The sequence below is a fragment of the Pseudoxanthomonas sp. LjRoot125 genome, assembly GCF_964252705.1.
Classification (GTDB): Bacteria; Pseudomonadota; Gammaproteobacteria; order Xanthomonadales; family Xanthomonadaceae; genus Pseudoxanthomonas_A.
On the sequence record NZ_CAXUOY020000001.1, the window covers coordinates 2,475,439 to 2,490,586 of the forward strand.

At 66.3% G+C, this 15,148-nt stretch carries 14 protein-coding genes; 3 read left to right on the plus strand and 11 right to left on the minus strand.

Translation table 11 applies throughout. The annotated features are described in order from the left end of the window. From ACSION_RS11395 to ACSION_RS11410, 4 genes are all read right to left on the minus strand, one after another. Complete coding sequence (locus ACSION_RS11395) at positions 1-309, minus strand: iron uptake protein (RefSeq protein WP_435305959.1); 309 nt, start codon at positions 307-309, stop codon at positions 1-3. A 29-nt stretch (positions 310-338) separates the two neighbouring features. Next, positions 339-2,516 carry a TonB-dependent siderophore receptor gene (locus ACSION_RS11400; RefSeq protein ID WP_435305960.1) on the minus strand — a complete coding sequence of 726 codons (2,178 nt, stop codon included), beginning with the start codon at positions 2,514-2,516 and terminating at the stop codon, positions 339-341. A gap of 187 nt (positions 2,517-2,703) precedes the next feature. Then, a complete protein-coding gene (gene fdhD / locus ACSION_RS11405; protein WP_435305961.1) occupies positions 2,704-3,534 on the minus strand; it encodes a formate dehydrogenase accessory sulfurtransferase FdhD in 831 nt (276 codons plus the stop codon). After that, complete coding sequence (locus tag ACSION_RS11410) at positions 3,524-5,833, minus strand: FdhF/YdeP family oxidoreductase (protein ID WP_435305962.1); 2,310 nt, start codon at positions 5,831-5,833, stop codon at positions 3,524-3,526. Before ACSION_RS11410 ends, fdhD begins: the two co-directional genes overlap by 11 nt. Before the next feature lie 168 nt (positions 5,834-6,001). Between ACSION_RS11410 and ACSION_RS11415 the strand changes: the two genes are divergently transcribed. After that, positions 6,002-7,249: an MFS transporter gene (locus tag ACSION_RS11415; RefSeq protein ID WP_435306698.1), complete on the plus strand. Its 1,248-nt coding sequence runs from the start codon at positions 6,002-6,004 to the stop codon at positions 7,247-7,249. Positions 7,250-7,294: 45 nt separating this feature from the next. After that, positions 7,295-8,701, plus strand: coding sequence for an oxygen-independent coproporphyrinogen III oxidase (gene hemN, locus ACSION_RS11420; protein WP_435305963.1), 1,407 nt, complete (start codon positions 7,295-7,297; stop codon positions 8,699-8,701). 9 nt (positions 8,702-8,710) lie between these two features. Here the strand turns inward: hemN and ACSION_RS11425 are convergent, their stop codons facing one another. Next, positions 8,711-8,842, minus strand: coding sequence for a hypothetical protein (locus ACSION_RS11425; protein WP_435305964.1), 132 nt, complete (start codon positions 8,840-8,842; stop codon positions 8,711-8,713). Positions 8,843-9,298: 456 nt separating this feature from the next. Between ACSION_RS11425 and ACSION_RS11430 the strand changes: the two genes are divergently transcribed. Further along, positions 9,299-9,673 carry a DUF4345 domain-containing protein gene (locus ACSION_RS11430; protein ID WP_435305965.1) on the plus strand — a complete coding sequence of 125 codons (375 nt, stop codon included), beginning with the start codon at positions 9,299-9,301 and terminating at the stop codon, positions 9,671-9,673. Positions 9,674-9,685: 12 nt separating this feature from the next. Here ACSION_RS11430 and ACSION_RS11435 read toward each other — a convergent pair whose 3' ends face one another. The 6 genes from ACSION_RS11435 to crcB all read right to left on the minus strand — a co-directional run bounded on the left by ACSION_RS11435 (position 9,686) and on the right by crcB (position 15,139). Then, on the minus strand, positions 9,686-11,200 hold the full coding sequence (locus ACSION_RS11435) for a transporter (RefSeq protein WP_435305966.1): 1,515 nt from the start codon (positions 11,198-11,200) through the stop codon (positions 9,686-9,688). A gap of 51 nt (positions 11,201-11,251) precedes the next feature. Beyond that, positions 11,252-11,755: a hypothetical protein gene (locus ACSION_RS11440; protein WP_435305967.1), complete on the minus strand. Its 504-nt coding sequence runs from the start codon at positions 11,753-11,755 to the stop codon at positions 11,252-11,254. 1 nt (position 11,756) lies between these two features. Continuing rightward, positions 11,757-12,455 (minus strand): C39 family peptidase, encoded by a 699-nt coding sequence (locus ACSION_RS11445; RefSeq protein WP_435305968.1) that lies wholly within the window; start codon positions 12,453-12,455, stop codon positions 11,757-11,759. Beyond that, positions 12,452-12,787 carry a hypothetical protein gene (locus ACSION_RS11450; RefSeq protein WP_435305969.1) on the minus strand — a complete coding sequence of 112 codons (336 nt, stop codon included), beginning with the start codon at positions 12,785-12,787 and terminating at the stop codon, positions 12,452-12,454. Before ACSION_RS11450 ends, ACSION_RS11445 begins: the two co-directional genes overlap by 4 nt. A gap of 202 nt (positions 12,788-12,989) precedes the next feature. Further along, positions 12,990-14,516, minus strand: a complete 1,527-nt coding sequence (locus tag ACSION_RS11455) for a hypothetical protein (protein WP_435305970.1) — start codon at positions 14,514-14,516, stop codon at positions 12,990-12,992. 212 nt (positions 14,517-14,728) lie between these two features. Then, entirely contained in the window at positions 14,729-15,139 is a 411-nt protein-coding gene (gene crcB, locus ACSION_RS11460; RefSeq protein ID WP_435305971.1) for a fluoride efflux transporter CrcB, read from the minus strand. Positions 15,140-15,148 lie beyond the last annotated feature (9 nt).

Consider the following 15,148-nt stretch of genomic DNA (forward strand, 5'->3'; position numbering starts at 1 on the left):
TCAGATCAACTGGGACTGCACGACGGAGCCCGTGGCCGCGAGTACGCCGCCACCGACCACCGTCACCAGCCACACCCAGCGCAACCGACGCGCTGCGATCGCCCACAGGAACACGCCAAGGAAGGCCAGCACGCCGATCATGCTGCCGAGGAACTCGGCGTCATGGAAATCCATGCCCGCGGCGACCATCAGGCTGGCGCCCGTGGCGACGATGCCCCAGGCGAATGCGTAGCCGCCCAGGATGGCGGCCGCCACGCGGGCGATGACCTGCGCGCGCGGCGAACGGGAGGGAAGCGCAGTGGTGGACATGGTGGCGTCGGCTACCTTCTTGCGGTGGATCAGAAACGGTATTCCAGGCTCAGCGACCAGTGGCGCGGGGCGCCGTAGTAGCCGATCTGGTACAGCGTGTTGATGTACTTCTCGTCGGTCAGGTTGCCGACGTTGGCGCGCACGGTCGCATTCTCCAGGAAATCCCACGCGGCGAACGCATTCACCACCGCATAGCTACCTTGTCGCACGGTCTGGCCGGTGTAGCTTTCGATGTTGGAAATGGCGCTCTGCCAGCGCCCGCCGATACCGAACGAGAAGGCCTCGTAGCTCGGCAGGCGTGCGCTGAGCATCAGGTTGGCGGTGCGGCGCGGCACCCAGTTGTAGGTCAGCGTACCTTCTTCACCGTCCATCTTCAGGTGCGTGTAACCAAACACCAGGTCGAGATGGTCGGTCAGCTTGCCGGTGGCTTCGAATTCCCAACCTTTCGATTCCACGTCCTTGGCGACGTAATAGTTCATCAGGGTATCGGGGTTGTAGCCCTGGTATGTCGCCAGGCCTTCCTGCTCCGCGGAGAAGTACGCGAGCGTGGTCAGCAGGCGGCTGTCGAGCCACTCGGCCTTGACGCCGGCTTCGTAGTTGACGCCCTTCGACGGCGCCAGGTAGAAGCCGTCGAAATCGCGCTGGTCCTGCGGCTGGTAGATGTCCGAGTAGCTGACGTAACCCAGGATGTTTTCGTTGAAGTCGTAGGTCAGGCCTGCGTACGGGCTGGTGTTGCTCTCGGTTTCTGCAAACGGCACGCCATCGTTATTGCCGTCGCGGTGGTACTCGGCGAAGTTCACGCCGACGATGGCCTTGAAATCCTCGGTCAGCGCGATGCGGGTGGCACCGAAGGCACGCTTCAGCCGCTGGTTGAACTCGCTCGAGGGCACCTGCGCGCCCCACACGGGTTCGGGCACGGAATCACCTGCGTACGGGAAGCCCGGAAGCGCACCGAACGCCGGCGAATCGAACGGCGCCGGGTTGAACCAGTATCCCTGCTCGCTCTCCGACTGGCTGATCCCGAACATCGCTTCGTGCTCGCGACCGAACAACTGGAAGCGACCGTTGAGGGTCAGGTCGACCATGTCGGATGTCAGTTCGTCCTGGCCCTTGTAGGCCCAGCCCACGAGGCCGGTGCCCGTAACCGGATCCAGGCCGGTCATCGAGTAGGCGAAGAACAACTCGTCGTCGTTGTCGCCCTTGCGATGGTTGTAGGTCGCCTTCAGCTGCCAGTTGTCGCCCAACTGGTGCGTGTATTCGACGAAGGCAGTCTGCGTATTGGTGTTCCAGTAGGTCCAGTCCAGCGTGGTGGAGGCGCCGACGTCCCAAGAAGGCTGGGTGCCATCGGCATTCACGAACGGCAGTGCGCCCCACATGTTGCCGGTGGTGTCGGCCTGCTGCCACGAGTAGCCGAACGCGAGCGTACCGTTTTCGCCGATCTGGCCATCGATCACCGCATACCCGAAGGTGCGCTCGGTTTCGTAGTCGCGCAGATAGGAGTCACCCTCTTCGCGCGCCACCACCACGCGGCCAGCCCAGGTGCCGACGTCGTTGAACGGCATGGAGTAGTCGAACTCGACGCGACGCTCGCCCCAGGAACCGATCTTCACGCCTACCTTGCCTTCGGCGTCGTTGGTCGGGCGCTTGCGCACGTAGTTGATCGTACCGGCCGAGTTGCCGACGCCGGTGAGCAGGCCGTTCGCACCGCGGATGACTTCCAGCTTCTCGTAACCGAATGCGTCCATCGCGCCGGTGGCGATGCCCCAGTCGTTGGGCATGCCGACGCCATCGATCTGCGTGCTCTTGATCTCGAAACCACGCGCCAGGTAGTTGGTGCGGTTGGTTTCCCACTCTTCCACCTGGATGCCGGTAGCCAGGCGCAGGGCGTCATTCAAACTGTCGGCACCGAACTGGATCATCTGTTCGTTGCTGACCACGCTGATGGACTGCGGCGTTTCCTTGATGGCCAGATCGAGGTTGGTGGCGCCGTTGCTGACACGGTTGGCGCGCTGGCCACGGACCAGCACCGTGTCCAGGTCGGTCGCCGTCACCTCGCCGCTCGGCTGCGCCCCCGCGGCATCCTGCGGGGCAGCGAGGGCCACCAAAGGTCCGCTGGCCAACGCGAAGCAGATGGCTGCGCGCAGTGCATTCGGCATGAAGGTCTTGCGGGTGTCGGAAACGGCGTGCGGACGATTCGGCATGGACATGGGGATACGGTGAGCCTGTGGGAGATGGCGGCGCACGCTCACGCGCGCCGGAGCCGCGTCGCCCGGGGCAACGCGTCTTCAGCGCAAGTGGCGAGGCACTTGATGACCGTATTAAATGCGAATGATTGTCATTTTGCAAGCAGCCTGAACAGGGCAGCCGACGTGCGGACGGCACTGACGGGCTGGACTACTTGGCGGCTGCTCCCTGCAGCCGGTGCGGATGGCTGTAAACCACATGCCGCCCCACCCGTGTGAAGCCGACCAGTGTCATCCCGCACCCCCGCGCGAGGTCGACAGCCAGCGCGGTGGGCGCGGAAATGGCGGCCAGCAACGTAACGCCCGCCACCGCCGCCTTGGCCACCATCTCGTAGCTGGCGCGGCTGGTGATGAGGATGAATCCATCCGCAGCGTCGATCCCCTCGCGCCCCATCGCACCGATCAGTTTGTCCAGTGCGTTATGACGGCCTACATCCTCGCGAACCCGTCGCACGCGTCCATGCCGGTCGGCAAAGGCGGCCGCATGGATGGCGCCCGTCGCGGCATTCAGCGGTTGCCCTGCTTCAAGGCAGTCCAGTGCCGCCTCCAGCGCGCTCGCGTCGAGAGCGCTGCCCTGCTCCACGGCTTCCGGATGCCTGATGACATCTTCGAGCCGTCGGTGACCGCAGATCCCGCAGCCGCTGCGCCCCGGAAGCCAGCGGGCATCGTCGCCCGACGATCCACGGAGTAGCGGCTCCAAGGTGTGGAGGTCCAACTGGATCCCTTCGAGCAGGGTCTGCACATCGACGGAAGCCAGTCCCCCGATCGCAATACCCAACTCGGTCAGCGCGAAGCCATGGGCAAAATCATCCAGATCGACCGGGCTCGCCATCATCACGGCCAGCGGCTCGCCGTTGACCTGGATGGCGATCGGGACCTCTTCGGCAAGCAGGTCTTGCCGATTGACGGCTACCCCGTTGCGGACATCCACAACATTACGGCGTGCGAGTCCCGGCGCGTGATCGTTACCGTCAGTCGACATCGGCGATGGCGCCACGCGATTTCATGATCTGCACGGGAATGGACTTGTAGGCCGGGGTTCCTGACTGCGGATCGTGGCTGTCCAGCGGCACCAGCCGGTTGCCTTCCGGGTAATACATCGCCGCGGATCCCCGAGGCAGGTCGTACCGAACCGCGGTGAAGCCGGACACGCGTCGCGGAGCTCTCTCGTTGCCGGCCATGTGCGACACGATATCGATGCGATCGCCATGCTGCAGGCCACGCGCGTCCAGGTCGTCGGCATTCATGAAGACCACGTCCCGCCGCCCGCTCACGCCACGATAGCGGTCGTCGAAGCCGTAGATCGTGGTGTTGTACTGATCGTGGGAGCGGACCGTGGTCATCGTCAGCAGATCAGGTGCGTGGATCGAAGGGTCTTCGTTGAGGCCCGGCGCCACCAGGAAACGCGCCTTGCCGATGCTCCCCCAAGCGCGCTCGGACGCGCCGATGTACAGGCGGAAGCCGCCGGGCTGGCGCACGCGCACGTTGTAATCCTTGAACATCGGGAACACGGCTTCGATGGCATCGCGGACGCGGTCGTAGTCCTCCACGAGCCAGTCCCAGTCGACTTTCGTTTGCGGAAGGGTGGCGCGGGCGATCCCGGCGACGATCGCCGGTTCCGACAGCAAGTGCTCGGAAGCCGGCGCAAGCCCGCCTTGCGAGGCATGCACCATCGACATCGAATCTTCCACCGTCACCGACTGCAGGCCGCTCGCCTGCACATCGCGTTCGGTGCGGCCCAGGCATGGCAGAAGGAACATCTGCTTCGCTGTGATCAGGTGCGAGCGGTTCAACTTGGTGGCGATGTGCACCACCAGGTCGAGGTTGCGCATGGCCGGAAGGGTCGTGTCCGGGTCAGGCATCGCCACCGCCAGGTTGCCGCCCATGCAGACCAGTGCGCGCGAACGGCCGTCGCGGATCGCACGCACGGCTTCCACCGCGTCATGGCCGTGCCTCAACGGGAACTCGAAGCCGAAACGCTGCCTGATCGCATCGACCAGCGCCTGCGTGGGTTTCTCGGTAATCCCCACGGTGCGGTCGCCCTGCACGTTGGAATGCCCGCGGATGGGCGCGATGCCGGCGCCCTGGCGACCGATGTTCCCGCGCAGCAGCAACAGGTTGGCCATCTGTTGCACGTTCTGGGTGCCGCGACGATGCTGGGTCATGCCCATGCCATAGCAGATGATCACGCGCTCCGCTCCCGCGTACAGCCGCGCGGCCGCGGCGGTGTCCTCGCGCGACAGACCGGACTGCTCGACGATATCGTCCCACGCCGTGTTTGCCAGGTCTTCGCGCAGGGTATCGAGACCTTGCGTGTGTTCGGCGATGAAGGCGTGGTCCAGAACACCCGGACCTCCGGCGGCGACGTCTTCGGCATCCGCATCGATCAGCCACTTCATCATGCCCTTGAGCAGGGCAAGGTCGCCGCCGATCTTCACCTGGTAGTACGTCTGTGCGATCGGCGTGGCGCGGTTGGTGAGCATCTCGGCCGGATCCTGTGGCGAGGTGAATCGCTCCAGTCCGCGCTCACGCAAGGGATTCACCGCGATGATAGGAACGCCACGTCGCGACACTTCGCGCAACGTGCCGAGCATGCGCGGATGATTCGTGCCCGGGTTGTGGCCGAAGCTGAAAAGCGCATCGCAATGCTCGAAGTCCTCCAGCGTCACCGTGCCCTTGCCGACGCCGATGGATTCCGGAAGGCCGACGCTCGTGGCTTCGTGGCACATGTTCGAGCAGTCGGGGAAATTGTTGGTGCCGTATTCGCGCACCATCAACTGGTAGAGGAAGGCGGCTTCGTTCGAGGTGCGACCGGAGGTATAGAACTCCGCCATGTCCGGGTTGGGCAAGGCGCGCAACGCCTCACCGATGCGCGCGAATGCGTCCTCCCAGCGGATCGGGACGTAACGATCCGATGCGTGGTCGTACGCCATCGGATGCGTCAGGCGTCCCTCGTCCTCCAGTGCATGGTCGCTCCACGCCCAGAGTTCGGACACCGTGTTCGCGGCGAAGAAGTCAGGCGTCGCGCGCTTGCCCGTCGCCTCCCACGACACCGCCTTCGCACCGTTCTCGCAGAACTCGAACGACGATGTGTGTCGCGGATCGGGCCACGCGCAACCGGGGCAATCGAACCCGCTTGGCTGGTTGACGCGGCGGAGCGCGGAGGTTTCGCGCCCGACGGCCATCTGCCCCTTCACTGCGCGCGCAACGGCTGCCAGCGCCCCCCAACCGCCCGCTGCGCCGTCGTATTCGTCGATGCCAGGCACCTTGCGCTCACTCATGGGATTCTCCTGCGGCACGTCGACGAAGCATCGAGGAAGGATACTCCAACGCCTCGACGCACTCCGCCTGAGCGAGGGTTCGAGCGGGTGTGAACTATCCGCTCAGGATCGCATTGCTAGCATGGGGTGATTCCCACGTGAGAACGCCGCGCCTTCGTGCTTCGCCTGTTGCTGCCCCTTACCGCACTGCTGGCCAGTGTCGCCTTGTTGCTCGGCGGCAATGGTCTGCTGGGCACGCTGCTTGCGGTCCGCAGCCAGACCGAGGGCTGGGGCGAACAGACGACGGGCCTGGTGATGTCGGGCTATTTCATCGGGTTCTTCCTGGGCACCTTCACCGCACCGCCGCTGATCCGGCGTGTGGGCCACATCCGTGCGTTCGCCTTCCACGCAGCACTGGCGGCCGCGGCCGTGCTGGTGTTCCCGCTGTGGGCGAATCCGGTGGCCTGGATGGCGTTGCGCATCGTCACCGGCATGGCACTCGTAGGCCTCTGTACGGTGATCGAGAGCTGGTTGAACGCGCAGTCGGCGCCGGAGCATCGGAGCCGCGTGTTCGGTGTGTACATGGTGGTGTCGTTGCTGGCGCTCGCGGCGGGGCAGCTGCTGCTCGATCTGCAACCGCCGCGCAGCCCCGTGCTCTTCAGCGTGGTGGCCATCCTGTTCGCGCTGGCCATCCTGCCGGTCAGCATCACCCGACTGTCACCGCCCCCCGTCGCAACCGCGCCCCGTGCCGGCATCCTGCAGATATGCCGCACGGCCCCCAGCGCTGCTGCTGGCGCGCTCTTGGCGGGCACGGCCCTCGGTGCCTTCTGGGGAATGGGTGCCGTCTATGCCGGGTCGCTGGGATTGGACCGGGCCGGCATCGGCACGTTCATGGCCGCCACGATCCTGGGCGGCGCCGCCTTGCAGCTGCCCATCGGCCGGCTGTCCGATCGTGGTGACCGCCGCAGCATGCTGGCCGGCGTGTCGGCGTTGGGTGCCGTGGTCGCCGCGTGTGCGCTCCAACTCGACCCGACGGCGCGCGCCGGTGTCCTGGCGTTGTTCTTCCTGTTCGGCGGGCTGGCGTTCGCGCTGTATCCCTTGGCGGTCGCCCATCTGCTGGATCGCCTGCCGGCCGAGCAGTTGCTGGCTGGCTGCAGCGCCCTCCTGCTGCTAAACGGCATCGGCGCCGCCATCGGGCCTGCCGCTGCCGGTCTGGTGATGGAGCGCTGGGGCGCCGGTGCCCTCCCCGTCTTCTTCGCGATCACCCTGGCCTTGCTCGCGCTGGTGGCCGGCGGACGCCGTTTGTTGAAGGCGCGCCACTTGCTCCATCCGGCGCGCTTCCATCCCATGGTGAGGACGACGCCCGTCGCCCTGGAGCTGCTGCCGGAGATTCCGGACCGCCCGTCGCGGCCAGCCCACGATCCGCGGCCGAATTGATCCCGATCAATGCGCCGGCACGGGCGCGGGCCTAGCCTGTACGTCATGGGCACTGTCTCTCCTTCCCCGATGTTCGACGCGGACCTGCTGCGGCGCTACGACACGCCAGGGCCGCGGTACACCTCCTATCCGACCGCACCACAGTTCAACCCGGCGTTCGGTGCGCAGCAGCTGCGCGAACATGCGAGCGCCAGCAACCAGGTCGAGCATGCGCGACCGCTATCCCTGTACGTCCACGTCCCGTTCTGCACCAGCCCTTGCTTCTACTGCGGTTGCAACCGGGTCATCACGCGCGACAAGGCGCGTGGCGAACTCTACCTGGACTATCTGTACCGCGAGATCGCACGGATGGCGCCGCTGTTCGAGAGTGGGCGGCCGGTCACCCAGCTGCACTTCGGCGGCGGTACGCCCAACTTCCTGACACCCGCGCAGATCGCCGATTGCGTGGCCGAACTCCGCAGCCAGTTCAGTTTCTTCGCGCCGGACAGGATGGATTTCTCGATCGAGCTCGATCCGAGATCGGTCACGCCCGAGGATATCGGCGAACTGGCACGCATCGGTTTCAACCGCGCGAGCCTGGGCGTGCAGGATTTCGATCCGGTCGTGCAGAAGGCGGTGAATCGGGTCCAGAGTGTCGAGGAAACGCTCGCGATCCTCGATGCTTGCCGGACCCATGGCATGCGCTCGGTGAACATTGATCTGATCTATGGATTGCCGAAGCAGACCCGGGAGGGTTTCCAGCGAACGCTGGACGTCGTGCTGAAGGCGCGCCCCGACCGCATCGCCGTTTACAGCTACGCGCACCTGCCGCAGCTCTTCAAGCCGCAACAGCGCATCGCGCTGGAGGACCTCCCGGATCCGGAAGCGAAACTCGGACTGCTGGAGTGCGCAATCGAGCGGCTGGTTGCGGCAGGCTATGTCTATATCGGCATGGACCACTTCGCCCTGCCTGATGACGATCTGGCGCGCGCGCAAGCACGCGGCGACCTGCACCGGAACTTCATGGGCTATACGACCCATGCGGAGAGCGACCTGGTCGGCTTCGGCGTCAGTGCGATCAGCCACATCGGCGACAGCTTCAGCCAGAATCCGCGCGACATCGCCAGCTGGGAGCGCGCTATCGACGACGGTCGCCTGCCTGTCTGGCGCGGCATGCCGCTGGACCGGGACGATGTGCTGCGGGCGGACGTCATCCAGGAGCTGATGTGCCATGGCCGGTTGGATTTTTCCCGACTCGGGCGCCGCCATGGCATCGACTTCGGCGAGTACTTCGCCGATGCCCTGCCGCGCTTGAAGGTGTTGGCGGACGACGGACTGCTCGAGTTCACTCGGGCGGGCATCCGGGCAACGCCACGTGGCCGGTTGCTGTTGCGCGTGATCGCGATGTGTTTCGACCGCTATCTGCAGGCGATGCCGACACCGGACGCACCGCGCTTCTCGCGCACGATCTGAGCGACGCCGTCAGCGACACGCGTCGTTGACCCGATCATCGAAGCGGCGGCTGGTGGCGAAATCGCGCTTCAGGCCAAGACGCGCATAGGCACGCTCTCGCGCTTGCTTTGCCCGCTCGCAGGCCTCCGGATCACGGTGCATCGAGATCACGGCTCCTTGCGCCGGGCCACTCCGACGGGTCGTCCGGGTACGTGTGGGTAAGGCATCTGCCCTTCGCGCCCCGCTTGGGCGTGCGACCTCAACGGTTGAAGGGGGATCAGGCGGATAGTCGCGCACCCACTCCGTGCGGTCGCTTGCGGCGCACGGCATCGCCTGATAGATCGCCCGCCCATCGGTAGCGCGGCACTTGTGGATGGGGTCCCCACCCCAGGTCGAGCTGCCTGCGACGATGAGCAGGCCGGCCAGCGCGATGCGCAACGGGTATGGAAATGAGCGCGACATGATGGGCTCCAGGGACAGGAGCACGCAGCATCGGATGGTGGCGTGTCGCGTCGGGATCGGTGCAGTCCACATCGCGCCGTCAGTGTTCCCCGGCCATTCACCGGATCCTCACCGCTCACAGGGCGAGATGGCGGTGTCCTGCCAGCGAGACATGTCATGACGACGGCCTACCTGTACCTCAACGCAGCGGTCTACTTCCTTTTCGCGGTCTGGTGCACGTTCGCACCCGCGCGCACCGCGATGGCTGTCGGTTACGCCTCACTGACCCGCTCCGGGCAGACGGAGTACCTGACGATCTACGGCGGGTTGCAACTCGGCCTGGCGTTCCTGTTCGCGTGGTTTGCTTGGACGCAGCAGATGCGTACCGGCCTGGTGCTCGCGATGGCGGTGTACGCACCCATCGTGCTGTATCGCAGCATCGGCTTGATGCGCTGGTGGCCGGTCGAGACCACCACGCTGCTGCTGGCAGCGACCGAGTGGCTGATGCTGGCGGCGGCCCTATGGCTGTGGTGGCAGGGCCGCGCCGGATGAATCTTCCGCATCTCAGAAACTGATCGGCAGCCGCGCCGTCAGTGTCAGATCCGGTGTGTCACGGGTCACACCGACGCCCAGGGCGACGTTGAGCGACGTGCGATCACTGAAGCGGTAGGTCCCGCCCAGCAGCAGGGTGCCCAGGGTCGTCCGTACCGCACCGGCGACCTCCTGCCCATCCTGCTTCGTCTTGCCGACGACGCTCTGGTCGTAGCCGATGCTGATGGCGGCCTTCTCGTTGAGCGCCAGGCCCATGCCCACGTTGAAACCGAGGATGTCGCCGGCCTTGATATCGCCCAGGAACTCCGTCTCACCGCCCAACACGCGCCGCGATACGTCGCTGCGCTTGAAATTGTGCAGGTAGCTCAGGCTGCCGAAGAACACCACGGGGTCGGATGGGTACAACCAGGTGATGCCCGGCTGAACCGCGTTGAAGCCGCTGCCGGTGGGCAGGTCGAGTGGCAGCCCGGTGCCGGTCGTGTTGGCGACGCAGCGCGTCACGCAATCCGTCGTGACTTCGAACAGGTCCTTGCCCGTGCGGCTCTTGTAGCGCAGCCATGCGATATAGAAGGGCTTGTCCGCGCCGCCGCGATTGAGTTGGTAGCGCCCAGTGATCTCGACATCGCCGATGCCGTTGCCGCGCGCGTTGAACACGCGATCCTGCGCCGAGCCGGTGAAGATCTCGCGGCTCACCGTGTCGCTGTGGATGTAGACGTAAGGCAGCTTGGCTTCCACCTCCATCCGCCGGCTGACGCCGTAACGACCGGTGAGCGTCGCGACCGCCGTGGTCGTCTTCACCTGGCGCACGTCGATCAGGCCGATCAGGATGGCCGGAATGATGGTGTAACCCACCAGCGCCACGCGATCGTTGGCCGAATAGCCGTACTGCAGCGACGGTTCCAACACCAGCTTGCCCTTGGGCGTCAGCACGCCGGGCTGATCGAAGATCTGCGCTACTTCCGGTGGTCGCGAATCGCTTTCCGGCGCCTGCCCGACGCGTTCGGGGGACTGCGCCTGCGCGGTCTGTGCGCCTTGCGCTTCCGGCGCCGGGCGCGCCTGTGGGGCTGCGGACTGCGCGTACGCCGGCATCGGCTGGGCGTCCTGCGATTGAGCGGTGGGCTGCGGTGCAGGGCCGACGACGATGTAGGGCTGCGAGGGCGGCACGTCACGGAAGGTGGGCGCCTGGTTGAGCGAAGGTACGATCACCGGCGTTGGCGCACCGCGCGCGCGCGCGTTGGCGAGCACTTCCTCGTTGAGCGCATTCTGCAAGGTGAAGATCTGCTGTTCCTGGGCCTGCATCAGCGCACGCATCTGGTCCAGGCGCTGTGTCTGTTCGTTGAGCTGACGCTGCAGTGCGTCCAGGCGGGCATCGGCCGTGATCTCATACGGCTGCAAAGGAGCCGGCGGCGACTCCGCCACCGGGATCGGCACCACACCGAGTGGCTCCTGTGCCCTCGCCTGTCCCGCCACGCCCAGCCCCACGGCCAGTGCGAGCGGTGCCACCTCGATCAACGACGTCCCTTTCATGTTGTTCCCCTTGAGTAGGTGAAGGCCGCGGGCCGGTCCTGCCGATGTGCGTCAGGGGCCGCCAGGTGCACGGATCAGCGCGTCCGTCAGCGCGCCATTGGCATTGAGGTTCTGGTACGCGCCCAACGTGTCGGTGCCGACTTCGACACGTGTCAGCGTGCGGATGTCCTGGTCGTCGAGCGTGTTCTGGATGACGATGCCCCCGGCGATCTGTGCGGGATCGAAACGGTTGCCTTCGCCGATCTGCACCACCAACCCGCGATTGAAATCGGCCAATGCCTGGGCCTGCTCGGGCGTGATGCGCGCCACGTCCGGCACCTGCACGGCGATGCGTGCGGTGACTTCGCCGTTGAGGTAGACCACGCGCTCGATGCCGAACGACAGCATCATGCCCGAGGGCATCTGGAAGCCCCCGCGCATCTGCGCAAGGCGGGCCGGATCCACGGCGCGCCATTCCGCGCCGAGTTCTCCACTCTGCCCGCGTGCCCCCGAGGGGGCGAGCAGGACCGCGAACAACATCGCGGCCCGCCACGCGGGATGCCGAATTCTGTCCATGTCAGATGTCTCCTGGTCCGCGCCGTGGCACGGTGATGTTGCGCAGGCCGTCGCGCTGGATTCCCATGTCGAGCGGCGCCGGAGGTGCGGTCTGCCAGTCGCGGGCCTGATTGAACCGGGCTTCGTTTCGTCGGTTGTGGACGACGAACACCACCCGGTTGTCCCACAGTGCTTCGAAGCGCGAGCGCGGCATCGCCCGCGTGCCGCGGGCGGGATCGCCGAGCAGTACACGACCGTTGCGCAACCCTTTCACCACGACGAAATGCCGGTAGCCGCGATCGTTGAGCAGCACGATCGCCGGCACGTTCTCTTCCTGCAGCTTGTCGAGCGGAAGTTCGAAGCCGTCCGCCTCGTATCCTTTCGATCGCAGGTAGCGCCGCATGTCGAGCAGCGAGAAGCCTTCCTTGCGGATCCTCGCCTGGTCGCCGTTGTTGTACATCTGCACGAAAACATCCACCTCGTTCACCGGGTGGCCGTACTGGTGCGTCAGCAGCGTCGCGGTCGCCGCCGAGCCGCAACTGAAGTCGTACTGCTGCGGCAGCGTGGTCTTGAACCGGGCTTCCTTGAGGCTGGTCAGGCGTATCTGGTAGCCGCCGTGCGGGATGCGCAGATCGGTCGTGGCGGCCGAAGCGCCTCCGAGCACGGCGAACGCGCAGGCGAGTGCCGTGATGCGCAACCGGTGCGGCGGCCGGCATGTCATGGCGGCCCGCCGCCGGTGAAGTCGACCGTCACGATCATCGCGTTCTGGATCAACACGTTGTTGCCGGTGTTCTGGATGACCGTATTGATCCCGCTGGCGTTGTTGAACGCACCGTCGGCGATGCTGTTCGTGCCGGTGGTGACATGGTGGGCGGTATTGCCGTCCACCGAACCGTCCACATCGACCAGGTTTTCCACCTGCGTGCCATCGCCGCCGCGAAGCCCCGCCAATCGACCAGGATCGATCGTGCGTCCCAGCTCACTGACGGGCTTGAAGGGCACCTGCATCGGTGCGGTTTCGATGACGGGGTCCTGCAGGGGGCGCAGTTCCACTCCGTCTGCGGCCCAGGCCGCGGGTGCGAGGGCACAGGCACCCAGGACCGCCAGGCGCAGTCCTTTCCGTTGATGCGTAAGCATGGTCAGTCTCCCTTGCCATGCGTTCCCCGTGCAGCCAGGCAACGTCCCGCCGTGAGCGGGACGCTGGCGTCCGCGCGGGATGCCCCGGCCGGTGAGGGCCAGGGCATCTGCGGAGCGCTTATGGGCCTACGGTCAGGTTGGCTTGCACGGTGATGCCCTGCTGGATCAGCGAGGCCATGCCGCTGTTCTGCGCGGCCACCATGATGCCCGCGGCGGACTGGCCGACGCTCGTCATGTTGTTGGACATGTCGAACGTGCCGGCGTCGACGGTGAGTGCACCGCCCGCGCCGCCCGCACCGCCGGTTGCGCCATTGCCGACGCCGCCGTTGCCGTCACCGCCGTTGCCGTCACCGCCATTGCCGGTGCCGCCTGCCCCGCCGGTCGCACCGATCGCGCCACTGGCGCCGTCGCCGGCCGTAGCATCGCCGTTGCTCGCGCTGGAGGATGCGCCGCCGTTGGTGGCATCGCCGTTGGTGGCATCGCCACCGTCGCCGCCGTTGCCTGCGGTCGCAGTCAGCGTGCCGCCCGCGCCACCGGTGCCGGTGCCCGCGCCGCCAGTGGACGTGGCGTCGCCGCCCATGCCACTGCCTGCACCGCCCGTGCCCGAACCGTCACCACCGGTGCCGGTACCGTCGCCCGACGTGCCCGCACCGGCCGTTGCCGTGCTCGAGCCACCGGTGGATGTTGCGTCGCCCGAGGTGCCTGCGCCGCCCGTGGCCGTGCCATCGCCGCTGGTGCCGTCACCGGCGCCGCGTTCACGCACGTTGCCACTGCCCGCACCAGCGTCGCCACCGGATGCACCGGCCATTGAGCCCGTGTCGCCACTCGCGCTGCCGGCGTCACCGCCGGATGCGCCGCTCGCGCCATCGCCGTCGCCGCCCCAGCCGCCAGCGTAGCCGCCACGACCGCGGCCGTTGCCTGCCGTGGAATTGCCGTCGCCACCCCAGCCACCGGCGTCGCCGCCATTCGCGCCGCGGGTGTCGTGGGTGCTGCCGCCACGGCCGCCGTTGCCTGCGGTCGCATCGCCGATGGTCGCGCTGCCGTTGGACGAATCGCCCGCGGTCGCGCTGCCGTTGTTGGCATCGCCACCACTGCCGCCGTCGCCGCCGGCGCCGCCGTCGCCGCCATCGCCGCCGTTTCCGGTGCCACCCGCTGCCGAGCCACCGTGGCCCTTGCCGCCGTAGCCAGCGCCGCCCCTGCCACCGTCACCACCGTCGGCGTTGCCCCAGTTCTGGGCGACGTTGCCGATGCCGTACACGGTCACGCCCGAAACGCTGCCTTCGAGCCGCGTTTCGGCCACGGCCTTGCTGTGGTTGAACGAGTTGGAAAACGTCGAGGTCGCGGTGCTGCCATTGTTGGCAGCCGTCGAGCCGTAACCTTCCGCATTCGCGCGACCCCGGTTGTTGCGGTTGTCGCCGTCATGCGTGCTGTTGTCGCTGTTGTCCGAGTTGTCGGAATTGTCGCTGTTGTCAGAATTGTCCGAGCTGTCCGTGTTCGTACTGTTGTTGCTCATGTCGACCGCGAGATTGACGAGGATGTCGTCTCCGGATCCATTCTCCGTATTGGTCTGTTGAGCAAAGGCCTGTCCCGTCGTTCCGAGCGCCAGCAATACGGCCGATGCGATCAGTGTCTTGCGAATGCACATAGTGAGTCTCCTTGTGGCCGCTCCGGAGCCCAGGGGAAGCCCTGAAAAGCGACGGTGGTCACACTCCCATAGCATTCGTTAGCCATTTTCGGCGCAAGCGTTAAATTTTCGTTCTGCTGTCTGCCGCTCGTCCGCCCACTGCAGGTGGTTGAAACATAAGACGGTGATGTGTCCGGGCGCGGCACGTCCCCACGTTGGCGGGCTCCGTTGCTTCAGGGGGACAAGGAGAGCGTCCCGGCGAGTCGTGCCCCCGCCCAGACCAGCACCAGGCCGGCGATGAGCGTCAAGGCGAGATAAGCCAGCATCATCGGCGGGCGGCCGGCGCGCAGGTAGACCAGACATTCCACCATCAGGGCCGAGTACGTGGTCAGCGCACCGAGCACGCCGACCACGAGGAAGGCGCGCCAGTAGACCGCGGAGGCACCGCGCGCTTGCAGCCAGATCAGGAGGAATCCCGCGGCGAAGGAGCCGATCATGTTGACCGCGAACGTTGCCCAGGGAAATCCGTCGCCCAGCCGCCGCATCAGCAAGCCACCGAGCGCGAAACGCCCTGCCGCGCCGAGTGCGCCACCGGCCATCACCAGCAACAGTTGCTGCCACCACAGCATTGCGTTCACCGGCATGCAGTGCTC

Excerpts from the sequence above, each read along its gene's own strand:
- ACSION_RS11395 (WP_435305959.1), bottom strand. The coding sequence starts at position 309 with ATGTCCACCACTGCGCTTCCCTCCCGTTCGCCGCGCGCGCAGGTCATC.
- ACSION_RS11400 (WP_435305960.1), bottom strand. The coding sequence starts at position 2,516 with ATGTCCATGCCGAATCGTCCGCACGCCGTTTCCGACACCCGCAAGACC.
- fdhD (WP_435305961.1), bottom strand. The coding sequence starts at position 3,534 with ATGTCGACTGACGGTAACGATCACGCGCCGGGACTCGCACGCCGTAAT.
- ACSION_RS11410 (WP_435305962.1), bottom strand. The coding sequence starts at position 5,833 with ATGAGTGAGCGCAAGGTGCCTGGCATCGACGAATACGACGGCGCAGCG.
- hemN (WP_435305963.1), top strand. The coding sequence starts at position 7,295 with ATGGGCACTGTCTCTCCTTCCCCGATGTTCGACGCGGACCTGCTGCGG.
- ACSION_RS11425 (WP_435305964.1), bottom strand. The coding sequence starts at position 8,842 with ATGCACCGTGATCCGGAGGCCTGCGAGCGGGCAAAGCAAGCGCGAGAG.
- ACSION_RS11430 (WP_435305965.1), top strand. The coding sequence starts at position 9,299 with ATGACGACGGCCTACCTGTACCTCAACGCAGCGGTCTACTTCCTTTTC.
- ACSION_RS11435 (WP_435305966.1), bottom strand. The coding sequence starts at position 11,200 with ATGAAAGGGACGTCGTTGATCGAGGTGGCACCGCTCGCACTGGCCGTG.
- ACSION_RS11440 (WP_435305967.1), bottom strand. The coding sequence starts at position 11,755 with ATGGACAGAATTCGGCATCCCGCGTGGCGGGCCGCGATGTTGTTCGCG.
- ACSION_RS11445 (WP_435305968.1), bottom strand. The coding sequence starts at position 12,455 with ATGACATGCCGGCCGCCGCACCGGTTGCGCATCACGGCACTCGCCTGC.
- ACSION_RS11455 (WP_435305970.1), bottom strand. The coding sequence starts at position 14,516 with ATGTGCATTCGCAAGACACTGATCGCATCGGCCGTATTGCTGGCGCTC.
- crcB (WP_435305971.1), bottom strand. The coding sequence starts at position 15,139 with ATGCCGGTGAACGCAATGCTGTGGTGGCAGCAACTGTTGCTGGTGATG.